Source organism: Methylomicrobium lacus (genome assembly GCF_041897535.1).
In the GTDB taxonomy this organism is placed as follows: Bacteria; Pseudomonadota; Gammaproteobacteria; order Methylococcales; family Methylomonadaceae; genus Methylomicrobium; species Methylomicrobium lacus_A.
On sequence record NZ_CP169217.1, the window covers coordinates 1,526,049 to 1,543,637 of the forward strand.

At 57.6% G+C, this 17,589-nt stretch carries 19 protein-coding genes; 12 read left to right on the top strand and 7 right to left on the bottom strand.

Annotated features, from left to right (window positions below; genetic code table 11):
- The first annotated feature begins 85 nt into the window (after positions 1-85).
- Positions 86-676 (top strand): TIGR00730 family Rossman fold protein, encoded by a 591-nt coding sequence (locus ACEPPP_RS06685; protein ID WP_374090260.1) that lies wholly within the window; start codon positions 86-88, stop codon positions 674-676.
- A gap of 89 nt (positions 677-765) precedes the next feature.
- On the opposite strand, the gene gluQRS is transcribed toward ACEPPP_RS06685, so the two are convergent.
- Positions 766-1,662, bottom strand: a complete 897-nt coding sequence (gene gluQRS, locus ACEPPP_RS06690) for a tRNA glutamyl-Q(34) synthetase GluQRS (RefSeq protein WP_374090261.1) — start codon at positions 1,660-1,662, stop codon at positions 766-768.
- Positions 1,663-1,676: 14 nt separating this feature from the next.
- On the bottom strand, positions 1,677-2,111 hold the full coding sequence (dksA, locus tag ACEPPP_RS06695) for an RNA polymerase-binding protein DksA (RefSeq protein WP_326500411.1): 435 nt from the start codon (positions 2,109-2,111) through the stop codon (positions 1,677-1,679).
- A 112-nt stretch (positions 2,112-2,223) separates the two neighbouring features.
- On the opposite strand from dksA, the gene ACEPPP_RS06700 reads away from it, so the two are divergent.
- A complete protein-coding gene (locus tag ACEPPP_RS06700; RefSeq protein ID WP_374090262.1) occupies positions 2,224-3,390 on the top strand; it encodes a pyridoxal phosphate-dependent aminotransferase in 1,167 nt (388 codons plus the stop codon).
- Between the two features lie 3 nt (positions 3,391-3,393).
- Positions 3,394-3,717, top strand: coding sequence for a rhodanese-like domain-containing protein (locus ACEPPP_RS06705; RefSeq protein WP_374090263.1), 324 nt, complete (start codon positions 3,394-3,396; stop codon positions 3,715-3,717).
- Positions 3,718-3,767: 50 nt separating this feature from the next.
- On the opposite strand, the gene ACEPPP_RS06710 is transcribed toward ACEPPP_RS06705, so the two are convergent.
- Positions 3,768-5,705 (bottom strand): hypothetical protein, encoded by a 1,938-nt coding sequence (locus ACEPPP_RS06710; RefSeq protein ID WP_374090264.1) that lies wholly within the window; start codon positions 5,703-5,705, stop codon positions 3,768-3,770.
- A gap of 294 nt (positions 5,706-5,999) precedes the next feature.
- Between ACEPPP_RS06710 and rpsF the strand changes: the two genes are divergently transcribed.
- The 4 genes from rpsF to rplI are packed head-to-tail and all read left to right on the top strand — an operon-like array spanning position 6,000 to position 8,114.
- Positions 6,000-6,452: a 30S ribosomal protein S6 gene (gene rpsF / locus ACEPPP_RS06715; protein ID WP_374090265.1), complete on the top strand. Its 453-nt coding sequence runs from the start codon at positions 6,000-6,002 to the stop codon at positions 6,450-6,452.
- 30 nt (positions 6,453-6,482) lie between these two features.
- Positions 6,483-6,707, top strand: a complete 225-nt coding sequence (gene rpsR / locus ACEPPP_RS06720; RefSeq protein WP_374090266.1) for a 30S ribosomal protein S18 — start codon at positions 6,483-6,485, stop codon at positions 6,705-6,707.
- Between the two features lie 22 nt (positions 6,708-6,729).
- Complete coding sequence (locus tag ACEPPP_RS06725; protein WP_374090267.1) at positions 6,730-7,623, top strand: DUF2232 domain-containing protein; 894 nt, start codon at positions 6,730-6,732, stop codon at positions 7,621-7,623.
- Positions 7,624-7,667: 44 nt separating this feature from the next.
- Positions 7,668-8,114 carry a 50S ribosomal protein L9 gene (gene rplI, locus ACEPPP_RS06730; RefSeq protein ID WP_374090268.1) on the top strand — a complete coding sequence of 149 codons (447 nt, stop codon included), beginning with the start codon at positions 7,668-7,670 and terminating at the stop codon, positions 8,112-8,114.
- 100 nt (positions 8,115-8,214) lie between these two features.
- Here rplI and ACEPPP_RS06735 read toward each other — a convergent pair whose 3' ends face one another.
- Complete coding sequence (locus ACEPPP_RS06735; RefSeq protein WP_374090269.1) at positions 8,215-9,120, bottom strand: NAD(P)-dependent methylenetetrahydromethanopterin dehydrogenase; 906 nt, start codon at positions 9,118-9,120, stop codon at positions 8,215-8,217.
- Positions 9,121-9,314: 194 nt separating this feature from the next.
- Positions 9,315-10,223, bottom strand: coding sequence for an NAD(P)-dependent methylenetetrahydromethanopterin dehydrogenase (locus tag ACEPPP_RS06740; RefSeq protein WP_374090270.1), 909 nt, complete (start codon positions 10,221-10,223; stop codon positions 9,315-9,317).
- A 142-nt stretch (positions 10,224-10,365) separates the two neighbouring features.
- On the opposite strand from ACEPPP_RS06740, the gene ACEPPP_RS06745 reads away from it, so the two are divergent.
- The 5 genes from ACEPPP_RS06745 (at position 10,366) to ACEPPP_RS06765 (ending at position 15,301) form a co-directional block, all read left to right on the top strand.
- Entirely contained in the window at positions 10,366-10,962 is a 597-nt protein-coding gene (locus ACEPPP_RS06745) for a 5-formyltetrahydrofolate cyclo-ligase (protein ID WP_374090271.1), read from the top strand.
- An 8-nt stretch (positions 10,963-10,970) separates the two neighbouring features.
- The gene (locus ACEPPP_RS06750) at positions 10,971-12,152 is read left to right on the top strand and encodes a carboxynorspermidine decarboxylase (RefSeq protein WP_374090272.1); all 1,182 of its coding nucleotides are present in this window, start codon (positions 10,971-10,973) and stop codon (positions 12,150-12,152) included.
- Positions 12,153-12,279: 127 nt separating this feature from the next.
- A complete protein-coding gene (locus ACEPPP_RS06755) occupies positions 12,280-13,272 on the top strand; it encodes a zinc-dependent alcohol dehydrogenase family protein (protein WP_374090273.1) in 993 nt (330 codons plus the stop codon).
- 507 nt (positions 13,273-13,779) lie between these two features.
- Positions 13,780-14,880, top strand: coding sequence for a Do family serine endopeptidase (locus ACEPPP_RS06760; RefSeq protein ID WP_374090274.1), 1,101 nt, complete (start codon positions 13,780-13,782; stop codon positions 14,878-14,880).
- Positions 14,881-15,046: 166 nt separating this feature from the next.
- Positions 15,047-15,301 carry a Rho-binding antiterminator gene (locus ACEPPP_RS06765; RefSeq protein WP_374090275.1) on the top strand — a complete coding sequence of 85 codons (255 nt, stop codon included), beginning with the start codon at positions 15,047-15,049 and terminating at the stop codon, positions 15,299-15,301.
- Positions 15,302-15,395: 94 nt separating this feature from the next.
- Here the strand turns inward: ACEPPP_RS06765 and ACEPPP_RS06770 are convergent, their stop codons facing one another.
- Both ACEPPP_RS06770 and ACEPPP_RS06775 read right to left on the bottom strand, forming a co-directional pair.
- Positions 15,396-16,400 carry a multicopper oxidase domain-containing protein gene (locus ACEPPP_RS06770; protein ID WP_374090276.1) on the bottom strand — a complete coding sequence of 335 codons (1,005 nt, stop codon included), beginning with the start codon at positions 16,398-16,400 and terminating at the stop codon, positions 15,396-15,398.
- A gap of 21 nt (positions 16,401-16,421) precedes the next feature.
- Positions 16,422-17,348: a multicopper oxidase domain-containing protein gene (locus tag ACEPPP_RS06775; RefSeq protein WP_374090277.1), complete on the bottom strand. Its 927-nt coding sequence runs from the start codon at positions 17,346-17,348 to the stop codon at positions 16,422-16,424.
- Positions 17,349-17,589 lie beyond the last annotated feature (241 nt).

The following is a 17,589-nucleotide window of genomic DNA, read 5'->3' on the forward strand; positions in this document are numbered from 1 at the left end:
TATTCAGACACAGCATCAACACCCTATCATCTATCCCCGAAACATGACGGACGCTATGCCCCCCCTCGTCCGGCGCAAGGAATTCATGAAACCAATCAAAAATATCTGCGTCTATTGCGGCTCCAACCCCGGACGATTAGAAGCTTATGCGGACGCCGCCCGCGATCTCGCCGAAGCCTTGGTAAGCCGCAACATCGGCCTCGTTTACGGCGGCGCCGGCATCGGCATCATGGGCGCAGTAGCCGATCATGCGCTACAGCTAGGCGGCAAGGCGGTCGGCGTAATCCCCCAAGCCTTGATGCGCAAGGAAGTCGCGCATTATCGCCTAAGCGAACTCTATGTCACGCAATCGATGCACGAGCGTAAGATGCGGATGGCGGAGCTGTCCGACGGCTTCATCGCCCTTCCGGGCGGCCTCGGCACACTGGAGGAACTCTTCGAGATCTGGACCTGGGCCCAGCTGGGTTTTCACGACAAGCCCTGCGGCCTGCTTAATGTGGAAGGCTATTACGACCCGTTGATCGAATTTCTGGATCATGCGGTAACGGAACACTTTGTCCACCCCTCTCACCGTGCGATACTGATCGTGGAAAACGATCCCGGGAAGCTGCTGGACCGCTTTACAAATTACCAGCCTCCGATCGTCAAGACCTGGGTAGAGAAAGACGAGATTTAAAGCACTTCAGCGTACTACTCAGGATGCCCAGTACGCGGTAATACTTTTGCGATCCGATTCCGCATCGACCTTTTCTGCCGGGCATTGAATCATCCCGGCTGAACCGAACGGGTTTTGTTCAACGGCAGGGGATCCCAGTTCCGCACGCCCCAGTCCAGCAGTTCCGGGCAGGATGCCTGCTTCAGTTCTACCGGCGGCTTTTGCCGCAATAATTCCAGCAGTTTAAACATCACCGCAGGCGCATTCCGCAAGGTCACCGCCTCGGCCAGCGTCTGCTTGCTGAGTTTATAGCCGTGGCTGTCGATGATGATCGGCACATGCAGGTAGGAAGGCGTCGGCAGGCCGAGCAGTTGTTGCAGGAAAATCTGCCTTGGGGTCGAGTCGACGAGATCGAGCCCTCTAACAACATGCGTGATGCCTTGCAGATGATCGTCGATCACGCAGGCGAGCTGGTAGGAGACGATGCCTTCCTTGCGTTTCAGGATGAAATCGCCGTGTTCGGCCGCGAGGTTCTGGCAAATGAGGCCTTGCAGCCGGTCTTCGAAGACGATGTCGCGATCGTCGCTTCTGGCGCGTAAGGCGTAGGGCTGACCGGCTGGAATCGCGATCCGGTTTCGGCACAGCCCCGGATAGATATCGTGCCTGCCGGGGAGTTCGGCCAGCCGCTTGCGGCTGCAAACGCAGGGATAGAGCAGGCCTTCATGCTGCAACCGAGCCAGCGCCTGCTCATAGTCGTCCAAATGTTGGCTTTCGTAATAAACCGCGCCGTCCCACTGCAGGCCGTAAGCCTCCAACGTCTTTAATATGCTGCCCACGGCGCCCGGCACATTGCGCGGCGTGTCGATGTCGTCGATGCGCAATAACCAAAGGCCGCGCCGGGCGCGCGCGTCAAGGAAGCTCGCGAGCGCCGTGTAGAGAGAACCGAGGTGCAAGGGACCGGTCGGCGACGGCGCAAACCGGCCGACATAGGATTGAGCATCCGCCACGGCGCGGCTAAAAATCAGCCCATTTGTTTTTCGCGGATTTCATCCAGGGTTTTGCAATCGATGCACAAGGTCGCAGTCGGGCGCGCTTCCAGACGACGGATACCGATTTCGATGCCGCAGGACTCGCAAAAGCCATAACCGCCCGATTCGATTTCCTTCAACGCTTCGTCGATTTTTTTGATCAGACGGCGCTCGCGGTCGCGGGTCCTGAGCTCCAGGCTGAATTCGGATTCCTGCGTGGCCCGGTCGTTCGGATCGGGAAAGTTGGCCGCGTCATCCTGCATGTGGTGGACGGTGCGGTCCACTTCCTTCATCAGTTCGGCTTTCCAGTTTCTTAGAATGTTCTCAAAATGCTTTAATTGAGCATCATTCATGTATTCTTCGCCTTCCTGTTCCACATAAGGCGTAAAACTGAACGGTGATGCACCAACTTTAGAACTTTCGATCATCCAATAACTCCCAAGGGATAGGCTAAATAAATCCTACATTTTTAGCAGAATAGTTACGGGTTGGCAAGATTTATTGGTATCATTCTGCCTTTTAAAAACGAGCGGCAACAGCATGAGCCTAAGGGTAGCGGAGCGAATTTCGGGCATTCAGCCTTTTTATGTGATGGAACTGCTGAGGCGCGCAAAGGAACTGGAAGCCGAAGGCCGAGACATCATTCACATGGAAATCGGCGAGCCGGATTTTATGACGCCGCAAACGATCCTGAAGGCGGCGATCGCGCACACCGCGACCGGCGATGTCAAATACACGCCGGCGGCGGGCCTGCCCGAACTCCGAGAAAAAATCGCGGCGTTCTACCGCCTGAGATACGGCGTGACGATCCCGGTAAGCCGCATCTTTGTGACGCCCGGCGCGACCGGCGCGTTTTTGCTGGCCCTGGGCGCAAGCCTGAATCCCGGCGAAGAAGTGCTGATGGCCGACCCCTGCTATCCCTGCAACAGCAATTACGTTCAGCTTTATGACGGCAAAACCCGCACGATCCCGGTCGGCGCGGACAGCCATTATCAATTGACCGCCGGCTTGATCGAGCGCCATTGGTCGGCCGATACCAAGGGAGTCCTGATCGCCTCGCCCTCCAATCCGACCGGCACGATGATTCCGCGCGACGAGCTCAAAAAAGCGATCGCCACGACCGAACGGCTCGGCGGCTGCTTCTATTCGGACGAGATTTATCACGGCCTGGTCTATGGCGAAACCGCGGCGACCGCCCTCGAATTCAGCGACGAAGTCTTCGCGATCAACAGCTTCTCGAAATATTTCGGCATGACCGGCTGGCGCATCGGCTGGCTGATCGTGCCCGAAATCTTTATCGAAGCGACCGAAAAATTGTCGCAGAACATCTTCATCTCGACCTCGAGCGATGCCCAGCATGCCGCGCTGGCCGCCTTCGACGACGCCACGCTCGCCGAACTGGAAAGCCGGCGCCTCGAATTCGAAAAGCGGCGCGATTTCCTGTACGATGCGCTGGTGCGGCTCGGCTTTGAGGTACCGATCAAACCGGAAGGCGCATTTTATATCTATGCGCGCTGCGCCAAATTCACCGACGACAGCTTCAAATTCGCGCTGGACCTGCTCGAAAGCGAAGGCGTCGCGGTCACGCCGGGCAAGGATTTCGGCACGCACGAAGCCCATCATGCTCTGCGCTTTGCCTATACGACCTCGCTCGAAAAACTGGCGGACGCGGCGCAACGACTCGAACGATTCATCAACACAAGGTAACACATGGCAGTCACAACTTTATCCGCAACCGATCTGAAAGATCGCCTGACGCAAGGCGCCGACCTTTTCCTGCTCGACGTCAGGGAACCGCAGGAATATCACTATGCGAAAATAGACGGCAGCACGTTGATTCCGTTGCAGCAAATACCGCAGCGGATAGGCGAACTCGACCCGGCGCGGGACATTGTGGTGATCTGCCATCACGGCATGCGCAGCATGCAGGCGGCCAATTATCTGGCGAACCAGGGCTTTGCCAGCATCGCGAGCCTGACCGGCGGGATCGACGCCTGGTCTCTGCATTGCGACAGTTCGGTGCCGCGTTATTGAAGGCAAGATCGGGGCGGATCGAATCAGACCGCCCCTCTCCTGCCGTAAGATCAGGATTTCAGCCCGTAGACCTTTAATTGGCTGCCGATAACCCGGTCCGTTCCGGGCGCCAGGCGATAGATCATCACATACACCCGCCCGTTTGCGACGACAGGCGGAATCATCTTGCCCATCAGACCGAGCCCGCCTTGATGGTCGTCGCCCGTTCTGAACAACCGGCGCAATTTACCGCCGGGAAGAATCGTTGACGCATCGTAGGCTACCAGCTGACTGTCGCCGAAGCTCTTGTTGCTGTCGCCGAATTTGGCATAAACGCCCCAGACGATCGCGGTATTGAAATCGATCGCATCCGTGGCCGCCGGCCGCCCGGAGATGGAAAGCAGGCCGCCGGGCATGCCTCCTGGCGACCTCATATTGCCCGAGGCGATTTCCGATCCTTGCGCACGAAACGTCGGCAACGTATCCGGCGCGGTAAAAAAATTGTAACTCTTGAGCTGCGAGTTTTCGCCCCAGACATAGACGATACCGCGCCCCGCATCGCGTTTGGCGTACGCCATCGCATGGATATGGTGCATGCGGTTGTTTTCCGGGCGCAGATCGCTGCATGGCAGGAACCAATTGCGGGTGCCGTCGTCGACATCGCCGGGATCGGGACAGGGAATGCTCGCGTTCAACCGATTCGCGCGCGCCCAGTTTTCATTCACATCGCCGCCATCATAGGAGGCGACCAGCGGCGGCCGGAACATCAGCTTGTTGAAGCGGTCGTTGTGGCCGAGATCGTTTTTATTCAACGCGTAAATGAGGCCGTCCTTGGTGCCCTGCAGCAGCATGTTCGAACCCGGAATCAACATCGGGCTGGTCGCGCCGAAATCCCAATCCGACCCTGCCTTGTTGATTTCGGAGCGGCCGCAGGAAACCTCGGTTTTGTTGTCCTGCCAGAGGCAGCCGTCACCGGAAGTCCGCTCATCGAGAAAGGCCTTGTACCAATCGACTTTTTGCAGCAGCGGCCGGCTGCCGCCCGCACCGGGCACGAAGCGCAGCTTGATCATGCTTTCGGCCAAGTCGATGCCGCCGTTGTTCGAGGTGCCGTTCGAAGTCGCGACGTAAATCATATCGCCCTCGGTGACCGGAGCGCCGCCCGCATGCCAGATGCCGGCGCCCCAGTTATTGAAAGCCGTCGCGCAAAAGATGCCCGGCTCGCGTGAAAAACCGGCCTGCCCGAGCAAACCGCGGGTATCGTAGGCGATCACGAAACCGTGCGGATTTTTACGTCCGCCCTGAAAGCTTTCCCCATTGGCGGCGAATGCCAACACCAACCCGTTATTGCCGGTCAACGCCAAACCGGCGCGCAATTTAGGATACACATATTGCTGAGTTTGGCCGTTTTCGGTAAAAACCGCATCCGCATCGTTGAACCAGCAACCATTGCCTTCCTGCGATTGCCCGAAGATGCGCACCGGCGGCGATTTCTGCGCGCCGTTCATCGGATTCAACGCGAAGACCTTATAGTCGCGATAGCGGTTGTCGTTCGCATTTTTGCGCATCCAGGCCACCACATATAGGGTATTGGTGGCCGCATCGATGACCGGCGTGGCGGCGATACCCCAGGTTGGCGTATGCCCCCAGGCATCCATATCGTTCGAATCCGCTTCAACGCCCAAATCGACTTCGTACAAACGCTGATTCGTGCGTGCGCTGATGCCGATCACCTGGTTCTTCATCGTGGTCACGATCACCAGATCGTCCGCTCCGGCGCCGCCTTGCACAACCAACGGCTGCGTCTCGACCTTCGCGTCGAAATCATGGGTTCGCAGCAGGCCGAATTGATTGGCATTGACATTCTGCTTGTTCAGAATGAACTCCTGATTATTCGCGGCGGTGCGGAAAGGGTTGCCGGCACGTTCCAGAACGCTGACCGCGGAGGCGTTTTCCGCCCCGACAGCCGCCAGCACAGCCGTAAAGACTAAAACAGTAGATTTTCGAAGCATAACCCCCCCTGTAGATTAAGTGGACGCAACCACAATGAAGGAAACACCAGACCTTGTCAAGAGCCTGACCATAAAGACTAGCCTTTCATTTTATTGTCTTTTTTACACCCCGTCCCTTTTCCGCACACAACTCCTGCCGCACCGCTTTTATGCCATCTACAAAGGATTGAAATTAAAGCTTTTACTTGAGACCTAAACCTTATACAATGGTAAGTTTTACCGGGGCATACGCCTCATCCTTGCTTTACCGTTCCGCCTTGGCGTGACGGAAGGCTTCAACCGTAAGGAAAAACCATGCGACATTACGAAATTGTCTTTTTAGTCCATCCTGATCAAAGCGCTCAGGTACCTGCGATGATCGACCGCTATAAAGCCGTCATCGAAGGCGCTTCCGGCTCGATCCACCGCCTGGAAGACTGGGGCCGCAGACACTTGGCCTACCCTATCAACAAGATTCACAAAGCGCATTATGTGCTGATGAACATCGAGTGCGACCAGCCGACCCTGGCGGAATTGGAAAGCAACTTCCGTTTCAACGACGCGATCCTGCGCAGCATGACCCTGCTGCAAAAACAGGCGATCACCACGCCTTCTTCGATCGCGACGCAAGCGGCTGAAGAAAGCAGAAACGCCGAAGCCAAAGCCAAGGAAGCCGCCGCTCGCGCCGCCGCTGCCGAAGCCGAAGCAGATGACGACATCGAGGAAATCGATGCCGACTTCGATGCCGACGAACTGGCTGCCGACTAATACATCAACCCAACAGGATAAGAGAATATCATGGCACGTAACGCAAGACGTAAAGCAAAAGGCTTCGGCGCCGCCAACGGCGTGGAAATCGATTACAAAGACCTGAACTTGCTGGGTGACTATGTCACCGAAACCGGCAAGATCGTACCCAGCCGCATCACCGGCGTCAGCGCAAAATATCAAAGACAGTTGTGCACCGCGATCAAGCGCGCACGCTATATCGCGCTGCTGCCTTACTGCGACGCACACAAATAATTGAGCCAGACCAGGTAAGACTGTGAAAATTTTGGCGGATTACATCATGCGCGGGCGGACGCAGGCCATTATCGTGGCCTCGACGCTGGCGCTGTTGTCGCTGAAATTCCCGCCGATCAGCATTCTCAGCTCGGCCACCATCGCACTCGTCACGCTCCGGCATGGCGCCGTCGAAGGCATGTACATCCTGTTCGGCGCCGGCATCGCCGCCGCCCTGCTCGGCTTTTTCGCAATCGACAACTTTCAGTTCGCCTTGCTCTACGCAATGCTGTTGTGGCTGCCGGTCTGGGTGATCTCGATCATCCTGCGGGAAGGACGGCAGCTGTCGCTGGCGGTAGAAATTGCCGTCTTCATCGGCATACTGGGCGTGGCGGGATTTTATCTCGCCGTAGGCGATCCCGCCGCGTTGTGGACCGCGCTGCTCGAACAGATGATGCAGCAGGCCGCGCCGATCAAGGACATCAAGAGCTGGATTGGCGAATTCTCCCATTACATGACCGGCATGTTTGCCGCGGGCACCGTTTTCAGTCTGTTGTTCGGACTGTTTCTCGGGCGCTGGTGGCAATCGCTGCTGTTCTATCCGGGCGGATTCAAACAGGAGTTCTTGCTGCTGAACACCAGCCGGAAACTGGCGATCAGCAGCCTGATCGTGCTGGCGGTGGCATTTTTTGCCGAGGGAGCGGTGTCCGAAGTCGCATGGAACATGACCATTTTGTTGTTTGTGCTCTACACCGTGATCGGCACCTCGGTGCTGCATGTGGTGTTTTCGCAGACCCCAATCAGCCGCTACGCGGTGCCGCTGTTTTATGTGACGCTGTTTCTGGTGCCGCAAGTCTTACCACCGGTCGCGGTCGTCGGCTTGATCGACGCGTGGCTTAACATTCGTAAAAGAAATTCGAATCAAACAAGCGCCTGAGGGCGCCATTTATCGGTTAAACGTCCGAATAAGAGGATCAAAAGATGGAAGTTATTTTGCTTGAAAAAATAGCGAACTTGGGCGCCCTGGGTGACAAAGTCACGATCAAGGCCGGCTATGGCAGAAATTATCTGATACCGACCGGCAAGGCGGTCGCCGCAACCACCCAAAAAATCGCCGAGTTTGAAGCGCGCCGCGCGGAACTCGAAAAAGCCGCCGCCGCAAAACTGGCTGCCGCGCAAGCACGCGCCGATGCCATCAGCAAACTGCAAGTCGTGATCACCCATAAAGCGGGCGACGAAGGCAGATTGTTCGGCTCGATCGGCACCCACAACATCGCCGAAGCGATCACCGCGGCCGGCGTTGCGGTTGAGAAATCCGAAGTACGTCTGCCGCACGGCGCCATCCGCCATGTCGGCGAGTTCCCGATCGACATCAACCTGCATTCCGATGTCGTGGTCACTCTGCCAATCACGATCGCTGCGGAATAAAAACGCCTCCCAGCGCTTCTGCCGGGCGCCGATCGGCGCCCGGTTTTTAGGCATTTTCTTGCCGACTCTGTTACCCTTCGCCCTGTCTACGCGTCGTCTCTTAGGCCAGTTCCCGCGCCTTCGCAAACGCTTCCCTGAAATCCAGATATACCGGCTGCTCGGTCTCCAGCAGCAAGCGCAATAATTTATTTTGCAGCTTGTATTTGACATCGCCGACCGCGAGCGCGCCGATGCCGACTGCACCCGGCGATTGTTCCGCATGCACCAAGACTTCGCCATAATGGCTGCGCTTGACACCCTCGATGCCGAGCGGCGGCACCGCATTGATGTCGGCGGCGACCTTCAGGTTTTTCGCGGCCTTCAACACGCCCGCATTCAACACCTGCACACCGGCTTTCGCGGTACAGAAAATAATGTCGACATCGGCAATCAGCGCGGCTTTTTCGGCTTCGGAGCCGGCGAAGGCGCCTTTGATATGGCAGCCGAAGCGGCGGTTATAGGCGGCGGCAATTTCGTTCGCGGTTTCGAGCGACAAGTGATCGACGATCGCGACATCGAGACCGGCCAGGGCGGCAATCACGCCGGTCGTGATGCCCACCGCGCCGGTGCCGCCGAAGACCACCGCCTTGCAATCCTTGAAGGTTTTGCCGTGCTTGGCGGCCAACTCCTTTTCGACACAGGCGACCAGCGCCGCAGCGGTCGTAAACGCGCCGCTCGGGTCGGCCAGCACCGAGACTTCAAACGGCGGCACCATCGCCCGCTTAGCCGCGGCGAGCATGTCGATCGCGAGGCCGATATCGCGCCCGCCGATGAACATCGCAGTCCGTTTGACGCCGGCCGGCCCCCGCGAAAAGATCGCGTCCTGAGTCAGCCCGTTCACGCTGTCCAGCTTGACGTTGCTGTACGGCATCAAGACGTCAAAGCCGGCATCCACCGCCATGTTGATGTCGAACGGGCTGTTGTTGGGCATCGGGTCAAGCATGTGAAGTATGCTGCGTTTTTCCATCGGTGATCCTTGTTTTGTTGCAGGAGAGCTTAATATAAAAGGGAAAGGCTAAAATACAAAGAACATCTTTGCTTGCGGAGGAAGACGGATGAAGCATGGCGGGAACGTTGGGCCGGACATCGCGACGGCGCCCGGCCCACCAATTTTTTGCAGCCGGGCATCCATCCAATCCCCGGCCTCGGCTTCGCCGCAATTTACGGATGAGCCTTGATATATTCCCGCGCGACTTCGAATGCATGCTCGAAATGCAGATAGACCGGCTTTTCGGTGCTGATCATCTTCTTCAAGAGCAAATTTTGCGCCTGATATTTGACATTGCCGATCGCGAGCGCACCGATGCCCACCGCGCCGCTGATAGAACCTTCGATCGGCGTACCGTTATGGAACGCATCGACGCCCGCGATACCGGCCGGCGGTACCGCGTTCACGTCGGCCGCCACTTTCAGTTGCGGCGCCGAAGCGATCAATTGCGCGCTCAGAAGCTCGATGCCGGCCGCGCCGGTCGCAAACACCACATCGGCGGTCTTGATGTACTCGGCCTTGTCCGCGTCAGCGCCGGCCGTGATCGTGATTTGGCCTTCGCCGAATTCGTTACTGCACATGTCCGCCACGCCTTGCGCTCTGTCGAGCTGGCGGCCAATGATTCTGACGTGCGCGCCCGCGCGCGCCGCAATCACCGCCGCGGCCTGACCGACGGGTCCCGTGCCGCCGAGCGCCAGAATGTTTTTACCTTCCAGCTTGGTATTGAATTTGCCGATCAATTCACGCTCAACCGCCGCGACCATGCCGGCCGCGGTCGTGAAGGCGCCGCTCGGATCCGCGAACACCGAGACTTCAAACGGCGGCACCATCGAGCGCTTGGCGATTTTGAGCATGTCCATCGCCTGTTTGGTATCGCGTCCGCCGATGAAGATGCCGGTGCGTTTCAAATTTTTCGCGCTGCGGGAAAAAATCGCATCCTGGACCAGACCCTGAACTTCGCTCGGTTCGACATTGATATAAGGCACGGCCGAAACCCAGCCCGCGTCCATCGCCATATTGACGTCGAACGGGCTCAGATTTTTGGCGGTTGTCAGCATGTGTAGAATAAATGGTTTTTCCATGGTACCCCCTTAACTAAAATATAACCGCAAAGTATAAAAGAATTTGCCCGAGAATAACACTCAAAAGCACTCGGCGGATTTGAAATAGCCCGGGATTTGTGTATGATCGCAAGTTTAACCAGGGAAACCCGCCCCCTCCCCCATGCCTTCCCGCAAAGACGAACAACGCCGCGCCGCCCGCCTGGCGCGCGACCTCCAGCCCGACAAGGAAGCGCTCAGCGCGGCGCTCTGCTCCCGCCTCATCGCGCAAGCCGCCTATCAGGCCGCCGGCACGGTGCTATGGTATGTCGGCTGCAAATCCGAAGTCCAGACCTTGCAGGCCTTGCGCCTCGAACTGGAGAAGCCTAAACACATCGTGATTCCTTATTGCACGCACGACGAACACGGCCGGCGCAAGCTGGGGTTGTGGCATCTTGAAAGCCTTACCGAACTCACGCCCGGCACCTGGAATATTCCGGAGCCGCCGAAGTCGCGCTGGGGCGAAGCGGGCAAGGAAGTCTCGCCTTCCGAACTCGATCTGGTCATCGTACCGGGCGTCGCCTTCGACCGCAGCGGCGGCCGCCTCGGCAATGGCGCGGGTTATTATGACCGCCTGCTGGCCGGTATAAGAAAGGACACGGTGTTGTATGGCGTCTGTTTCGAGTCGCAGTTGCTGGATCGGGTCGTGATGCACGCGCACGACGTCCCGATGGATGCCGTGATCACCGAAACCGCCTTTTATCCCTGCCGCGGACGCTGACCTGCACGATGGATCTGAACACAATCAAGGCCGGACTTGCGACCTCCCCCGCTTTCGTGATCGACAAGGACGCCCTCCTCGCCAATTTACAAACCCTGGCGGAACTGAAGAAGCAGAGCGGCGTCAGCATTTTATACTCGATCAAGTCGCTGCCCTTGTCGGAGGTCCTGCAAACGGCAAGGCCCTTCGTCGACGGCTTTTCGGTCAGCTCGCTCTTTGAAGCCCGGCTCGCCAAGGAAATCCTGCAAGAGCAAGGCCGCATTCATCTGACGACGCCCGGCATCCGGCCCGACCAGATCGAAGCCTTGAGCGCATGCTGCACCCACATCAGCTTCAATTCGCTGGGCCAATTCCGACGCTTTGCGCCGGCTTTGCGCGGCAAGGCATCGGCCGGACTGCGGATCAACCCGAAACTATCCACCCTGAACGACGAACGCTTCGACCCATGCCGCCCGCATTCGAAACTCGGCGTGGCGATCGAGGACCTGGAAAGCCTGGATTCCTGGGCGGGCATCGAAGGCCTGCATCTGCATAACAGCTTTTCCGCGACTTCTTATACCGCGCTGATCGAGACGATGCGGAAACTCGAAGACCGTTTCGGCGGCAAGCTAAGCGGACTCGACTGGCTCAATCTCGGCGGCGGCTATTTATACGGCAACATCACCGACCATCGCCCGTTCATCGACCTGGTCCGGCGGTTCGAAAACCGCTACGGCATGCAAGCCGTTATCGAGCCCGGCAAGGCGGTCGTCGGCAACGCGGGCCATTTGGTCGCGACGGTACTGGACGTTTTCGTCAGCGACGGCAAAACCGTCGCGGTTCTGGACACCAGCGTCAACCACCATCCCGAGGTGTTCGAATACCAGCGCCGGCCCGACCTGGCCGAGCATAAGCCGGATGGCCTGTATGCCGCGATTCTGGCAGGCAGTACCTGTCTGGCCGGCGATCTGTTCGGCGAATACCGCTTCGCTACGCCGCTTGCGATCGGCGACAGGGTCGTGTTCCCCCGCGTCGGCGCCTACAGCCTGATCAAGGCGAACCGTTTCAACGGCTGCAATCTGCCCGATATTTATGTCGCCGGCGACGGCAGTCTCGACTGCGTGAAACGGTTCAGCTTTGATGATTTTCGCGGCCAATGGCGATGCGAACGGGATATGGCCTTGCTCCCGGAAGCGGCCTTCACCGCCTGAGGATCCAGCCAAAATCAACTATCCGAAAGCCACGGTTTAACGGATTGCGCCCTAAAATTTTTCGTGCCTTTCGTGATTTTCGTGGACAATGCGTAACATCAGCCATTAATTGACAACAGGAATTGCCATGAAAGCCATCATGATGACCGCCGTCGGCGGCCCCGAAGTCTTGTCGCTCCAGGACATCGACGAACCCCAAATGGCCTCGCCGACCGACATCAAGGTCAAACTGCATGCGGCCGGCGTCAACCCGATCGACACCAAGGTCCGCAGCCGGGGCGTGTTTTTCCCGAATCCGCTGCCGGCGGTACTGGGCTGCGACGGTGCGGGCGAAGTCGTCGCGGTCGGCGCCGCGGTCGACCGCTTCAAACCCGGCGACAAGGTCTGGTTCTGTCATGGCGGACTCGGCCGCGAACCAGGCAACTATGCCGACTATACGGTGCTGGACCAACGCTGGGCCGGCTTGATGCCGAATACCCTGTCGTTCGCCGAAGCGGCCGCCTCCCCGCTGGTGTTGATCACCGCCTGGGGCGCGCTCTTTGATCGCGGCGGCTTGCAGGCAGGCCAGACCGTGCTGATCCATGCGGGTGCGGGCGGCGTCGGCCATGTCGCGATTCAACTGGCGAAACTGAAAGGCGCGCGCGTGATCACGACGGTCAGCTCCGAACAAAAGGCCGAATTCGTCGAGGCGCTCGGCGCGGACGAGGTGATCAATTATCGAACCCATGACTTTGCCGAGGCGGTCAATCAATTGACCGACGGCAAGGGCTGCGATCTGGTGTTCGATACGGTAGGACCTGCCGTATTCGAACAAAGCATCCCGGCCACCTCGCATTTCGGCCGCCTGGTCACGATCCTCGACCCCGGCGCGTTGAACTGGGCCGAAGCCCGGATGCGCAATCTGTTGATCGGCTTCGAACTGATGCTGACGCCGATGCTGCGGGATTTGCACGAAGCCAGGGACAGGCATGTCGCCATCCTTAACCAATGCGCAGCGTGGTTCGATCAGGGCCGCTTACAGGTTCATGTCGGCGAGCAATTGCCGCTGGCCGGCGCCGCGAGCGCACATGCAAAGATCGAAGAAGGTCATACTCAGGGAAAAATCGTATTGACGATTTGACCCCGGGCGAGCAAAAGTTTCCCTGCTAAAAAAAGGCGCCTATCCCTCAGGGATAAGCGCCTATATCCGTAACAACATTGGAGGAGAGAACTAACGACTCCATCCCTAGAGTACGATTCATAGAAAGCATTTTTGATGCCAAACCTGCTTGTTAGACAAAAAGCCACGCCCTGCTGACCCTTGCTGCCGCAGATGGGCGTCCCAAAATCGCCTTCCCCTTCCTTAACCCTTGATTTTGATACATTTCGAAACTCATTCCGGATCAAATTGGACGGTTTCGAACGCCTGCCGGCGGTTCGAAACCGTTGGCTGAAACAACTCCGTATGCACTAAAACAAGGCTTTATTGCAGTCATTGCTCACTTGTTGTGCGCAAGGTTGAACGACAAGATTTATCCCCTTCCCTCGGTCTTGGCGACTTTTCGCAATCCATGTGGTCAAACGCTTCGTGATAGCTTTCCTTCCAGCCTAACTTCCGCAAATCCTTGATCTTTATTACGGAGTGAACATGAAAAAGACTATGCCCCGATTTTTGCAAGCCATGCTGCTCTTATCGCTGCTGGCCACAGGAGCGCCTTTGCAGGCGGGCGCGTTTTTGCCGCTGGCAAACAACCCCTTGCCCGAAATGCTGAAGAAAGTCGTGCCGGGCGTCGTGAACATTTCGACCCGGACACGAATCCGCTACGAAGAGAACCCGTTGCTGCGCGACCCCTTCTTCCGGCGTTTTTTCGACATTCCGAATATGCCGATGGAACGCGAAAGGCAGAGCCTGGGTTCGGGCGTGATCATCGACGCCTTAAAGGGCCATATCATCACCAACAACCATGTGATCGACAAAGCCGACAAGATCACCGTCACTTTGCAGGACGGCCGCAATGTGGAAGCCAAACTGGTCGGCAGTGACCCGACCACCGATGTGGCGCTGATCCAGATACCCGCCGGCAATCTGGTCGAACTGCCGAAAGGCAATTCGGATGGTTTGCAGGTCGGCGATTTCGTGGTCGCGATCGGCAGTCCTTTCGGCTTGGGACAAACCGTCACCTCGGGTATCGTCAGCGCCCTCGGCCGCAGCAGTCTGGGCATTGAGGGCTACGAAGATTTCATTCAAACCGACGCCTCGATCAATCCCGGCAACTCCGGCGGCGCTCTGGTCAATCTGCAAGGTGAACTGATCGGCATCAATACCGCGATCGTCGGCCCCAGCGGCGGCAATGTCGGCATCGGTTTCGCGATTCCGATCAACATGGCCAATCAGGTCGTCAACCAAATCCTCCAATTCGGCAAGATTCAACGCGGACAACTCGGCATCCAGATACAGAACCTGACGCCGGATCTGGCCAGCGCATTTGGGATCAAACAGCAGCATGGCGCGGTGATAGCCGGCATCGTGCCGGGCTCGCCAGCCGAGAACGCGGGACTGCAAAGAGGCGATGTGGTGATTGCGGTGAACGGCCAAGCCGTGGACTCCGCCACCAAGTTGCACAATCACATTGCCCTGATGCAAGTCGGCGACATGGTCAACCTGGGCATCCTGCGCGACGGCGGCGAGCTGACTATCAAGGCCCGAATCGCCAAAGCGGTCGCGGTCAGACGGCCGCAGCCCTATTGACCGATGTTAGTATCCACGAAAAGCCCGATAGGCATCGAATTGCGCCATCAAATTTTTCGTGCCTTTGCTGCTTTTTGTGGACAATGCGCCAATAAATCGGCTGCCGTCATTGCCGCGTGCTGCGCTAAAATGCCGGCTATCTCAGTAACATCAAATGGAGACTGACATGACGCAATGCAACGCTATCTCCTGCGAATTGCACGATTACATCGAAATCGCCTGCATGTACGGCTACCGGGTCAAGCTCGAATTCAAAGACGGCCACAGCCTTGAAGGCAAGGCAGTCGATGTGATGACGACGGCCGAAAAGCGGGAATTTTTGGTGCTCGACAACGGGCAGAAACAGCAGGTCGAACTGAACCAACTCGCCCGGATGACAACATTGACGCCGAATGCGTCTTTTAAAGAGGTGACGTTTTAACCGCACCCAAGCTCTTGATCGGACGGCGTTTGAAACGCCGTCTGCTACCGTTGCGGACGGGATTGTAAGTCCCGTCCCGCCGAGTGAAATGCGGTTAAAAAGTAATTTTGCCGTACACGGTCGCGTAAGGCGCGTTATCTCTTAACTTCTTATAGGTGACCTGCGGATACCAGGTACCGGTCGTGCTCGGCAACGTCACGATCAAGTCGGCGCGCTGGCCGGGCGAGATATCCAGACTATTCACGGTCTTCGGCGCCGGCAAGGCGCGGCCATCGCGGATATAAACGGTGAACGGCTTGACGTTGCCGGCGCCGTCCTTGATCTGGAAAGTCGAATTGGTCGAATGCATGCCGACCAGACGCAAAGCGGCCTTTTTATTTTTCGCCGCCGCCAAAGTCAGAGCCGGCGCCGAAGTCGTTTTGCCTTCCTTGCCCCCGATCAGGAAATACTGCGGATTGTAGTCGGCAAAGACCGTCGAATCGCCGCTTGCATTATGGTAGGCCGGATCGACCGTGCTCAACACATAGACCTGCGAATAATCATAGGCCGTTGCCGGATCCTGATTCAAACGGTTCATAAAATTACCGGACGCGTCGCGCGGCCGCACGATGACCGCGCCATACATGCCCATCTCCAGATGCTTGACCGTATGCACATGGCAATGATACGGATAGGCGCCTTCGTGGCCCGGCAACGGCGACCAGGTATAGGTGTCGCCGGTGACCGTATTGTCGTTGGTTTCAGGCACGCCGTCCTCGCTGGTTTGCACGTCCGCGCCGTGCAGGTGGATCGTATGGCCGTTATAAGGCGAGGATTCCTGCGGCGTCATCATGTTCACGTTCAAGGTCAGGTTCAGCGTGTCGCCGGCGCCGATTTCAAGCAGCGGTCCCGGCGCGGTGGCGCTGCCCATGCCGCCCATGCCGCCTCCTCCCATCATGCCGCCACCGCCGCAATCGCTGAAGCCCCAGAAGTTCACCGACTGGCCACTCAGGGTCTTGCTCAGCGAGCCGACGCAGTAGGTTTTATTGATCGTCGCCGCATGCAAAACTGGCGCGCAAAGGCCGCAGACGGCCAACACTATCGAAGTGATTTTTTTCATGTCGGTTTATCCCTAAATAAATCAATGCATCATGATCATCGTCGCGCCACCGTTCAGATAAACGCCGTTCGCGGTTTCTGCCTGCGCGGTGTGAATATGCATCGGGTATTCGCCGGCCTGGTTGACCGTGTACAACACCTCCGCGATGCTCATCGGCGGTACGTTGATCGTGTCCCATTCCTCGAAAGGCGTCGTCTGGCGCACGCCGTTGATATTGATCACCTGAAAATGATTGCCGTGGAAATGCAGCGAATGGCTGAACTGCCCGGCATTGACGATGCGCACCAGCGTCACCTCGTCCATCATGCCCATGATCATCGTGTCATGGTCCATCATCGCGTCGAAGCCACCGAGGCCATTGATCATGAAATAATTCGGCTTGTACACCGAGGTGTTGACGGTGCCGCCCGTGGATGCGACATCGTTCCAGCGCGGCTTGTCCATGTCGCTGATCACCCAGGTGCGCTCGTGGTCATAGGCCGGCCCGCCGCTCCAGGCGGTATTACCGTTGTCGGCCGGGCGCACGATGAAGGCGCCGTGCATGCCCATTTCCCGGTTGATGTTGTTATTCAGCGTGTCGCTGTACAGATAGCTGCCGGCGGTCGGCGCGGCGAACGAATAGACCTTGCTGCCGCCCGGCGCGATCGGATTGGCATCGGTCGTCACGTTCTGCACGACAAAATTATGCTGTACCGAACGGTGGTTATACACGGTCACGTTGACCGTATCGCCTTCGTTGACCGTCAAGGTCGGCGCCGGCACGACCGGCAGTCCGGCCGTTTGGCCATAGCCCCACACCGACAGCGTCGTGCCGCCGGCGCCAGTGATGGTTAAATCGCCGCTATAGATGTGCAGGGTAAAATCGCGTACCGCCGCCACCGCGTCGGTTTGAAGAACGCAATGCTGCCCTATCAGCAACAAGGCATAAATCCCCAATTTTTTAAGCATGTTTCTTTCCTCTGGTTAGTGTACTTGCCGGTAGCCCGGTCTTGTTATAACCCACGCTTGCCGGCGACGGCCTTCAGGCTTTGCCTTTAAACAACGGGCTACAAGATCGCATTTAGAGCAAGACGCATGCCAATTACTTTATACTGATAAACTGATGCCTTTGCGGGGCTTTCAGGCAAAAAATAGGCCATATGCCACACTCGATTGCGGCATATGGCCTATTTTTTGAACGATGCCGGAA

Bases quoted from the DNA above. Each gene is read 5' to 3' on its own strand.
- ACEPPP_RS06685 (WP_374090260.1), top strand. From the start codon at position 86: ATGAAACCAATCAAAAATATCTGCGTCTATTGCGGCTCCAACCCCGGA.
- dksA (WP_326500411.1), bottom strand. From the start codon at position 2,111: ATGATCGAAAGTTCTAAAGTTGGTGCATCACCGTTCAGTTTTACGCCT.
- ACEPPP_RS06700 (WP_374090262.1), top strand. From the start codon at position 2,224: ATGAGCCTAAGGGTAGCGGAGCGAATTTCGGGCATTCAGCCTTTTTAT.
- ACEPPP_RS06705 (WP_374090263.1), top strand. From the start codon at position 3,394: ATGGCAGTCACAACTTTATCCGCAACCGATCTGAAAGATCGCCTGACG.
- ACEPPP_RS06710 (WP_374090264.1), bottom strand. From the start codon at position 5,705: ATGCTTCGAAAATCTACTGTTTTAGTCTTTACGGCTGTGCTGGCGGCT.
- rpsF (WP_374090265.1), top strand. From the start codon at position 6,000: ATGCGACATTACGAAATTGTCTTTTTAGTCCATCCTGATCAAAGCGCT.
- rpsR (WP_374090266.1), top strand. From the start codon at position 6,483: ATGGCACGTAACGCAAGACGTAAAGCAAAAGGCTTCGGCGCCGCCAAC.
- rplI (WP_374090268.1), top strand. From the start codon at position 7,668: ATGGAAGTTATTTTGCTTGAAAAAATAGCGAACTTGGGCGCCCTGGGT.
- ACEPPP_RS06735 (WP_374090269.1), bottom strand. From the start codon at position 9,120: ATGGAAAAACGCAGCATACTTCACATGCTTGACCCGATGCCCAACAAC.
- ACEPPP_RS06740 (WP_374090270.1), bottom strand. From the start codon at position 10,223: ATGGAAAAACCATTTATTCTACACATGCTGACAACCGCCAAAAATCTG.
- ACEPPP_RS06745 (WP_374090271.1), top strand. From the start codon at position 10,366: ATGCCTTCCCGCAAAGACGAACAACGCCGCGCCGCCCGCCTGGCGCGC.
- ACEPPP_RS06750 (WP_374090272.1), top strand. From the start codon at position 10,971: ATGGATCTGAACACAATCAAGGCCGGACTTGCGACCTCCCCCGCTTTC.
- ACEPPP_RS06755 (WP_374090273.1), top strand. From the start codon at position 12,280: ATGAAAGCCATCATGATGACCGCCGTCGGCGGCCCCGAAGTCTTGTCG.
- ACEPPP_RS06760 (WP_374090274.1), top strand. From the start codon at position 13,780: ATGAAAAAGACTATGCCCCGATTTTTGCAAGCCATGCTGCTCTTATCG.
- ACEPPP_RS06765 (WP_374090275.1), top strand. From the start codon at position 15,047: ATGACGCAATGCAACGCTATCTCCTGCGAATTGCACGATTACATCGAA.
- ACEPPP_RS06770 (WP_374090276.1), bottom strand. From the start codon at position 16,400: ATGAAAAAAATCACTTCGATAGTGTTGGCCGTCTGCGGCCTTTGCGCG.
- ACEPPP_RS06775 (WP_374090277.1), bottom strand. From the start codon at position 17,348: ATGCTTAAAAAATTGGGGATTTATGCCTTGTTGCTGATAGGGCAGCAT.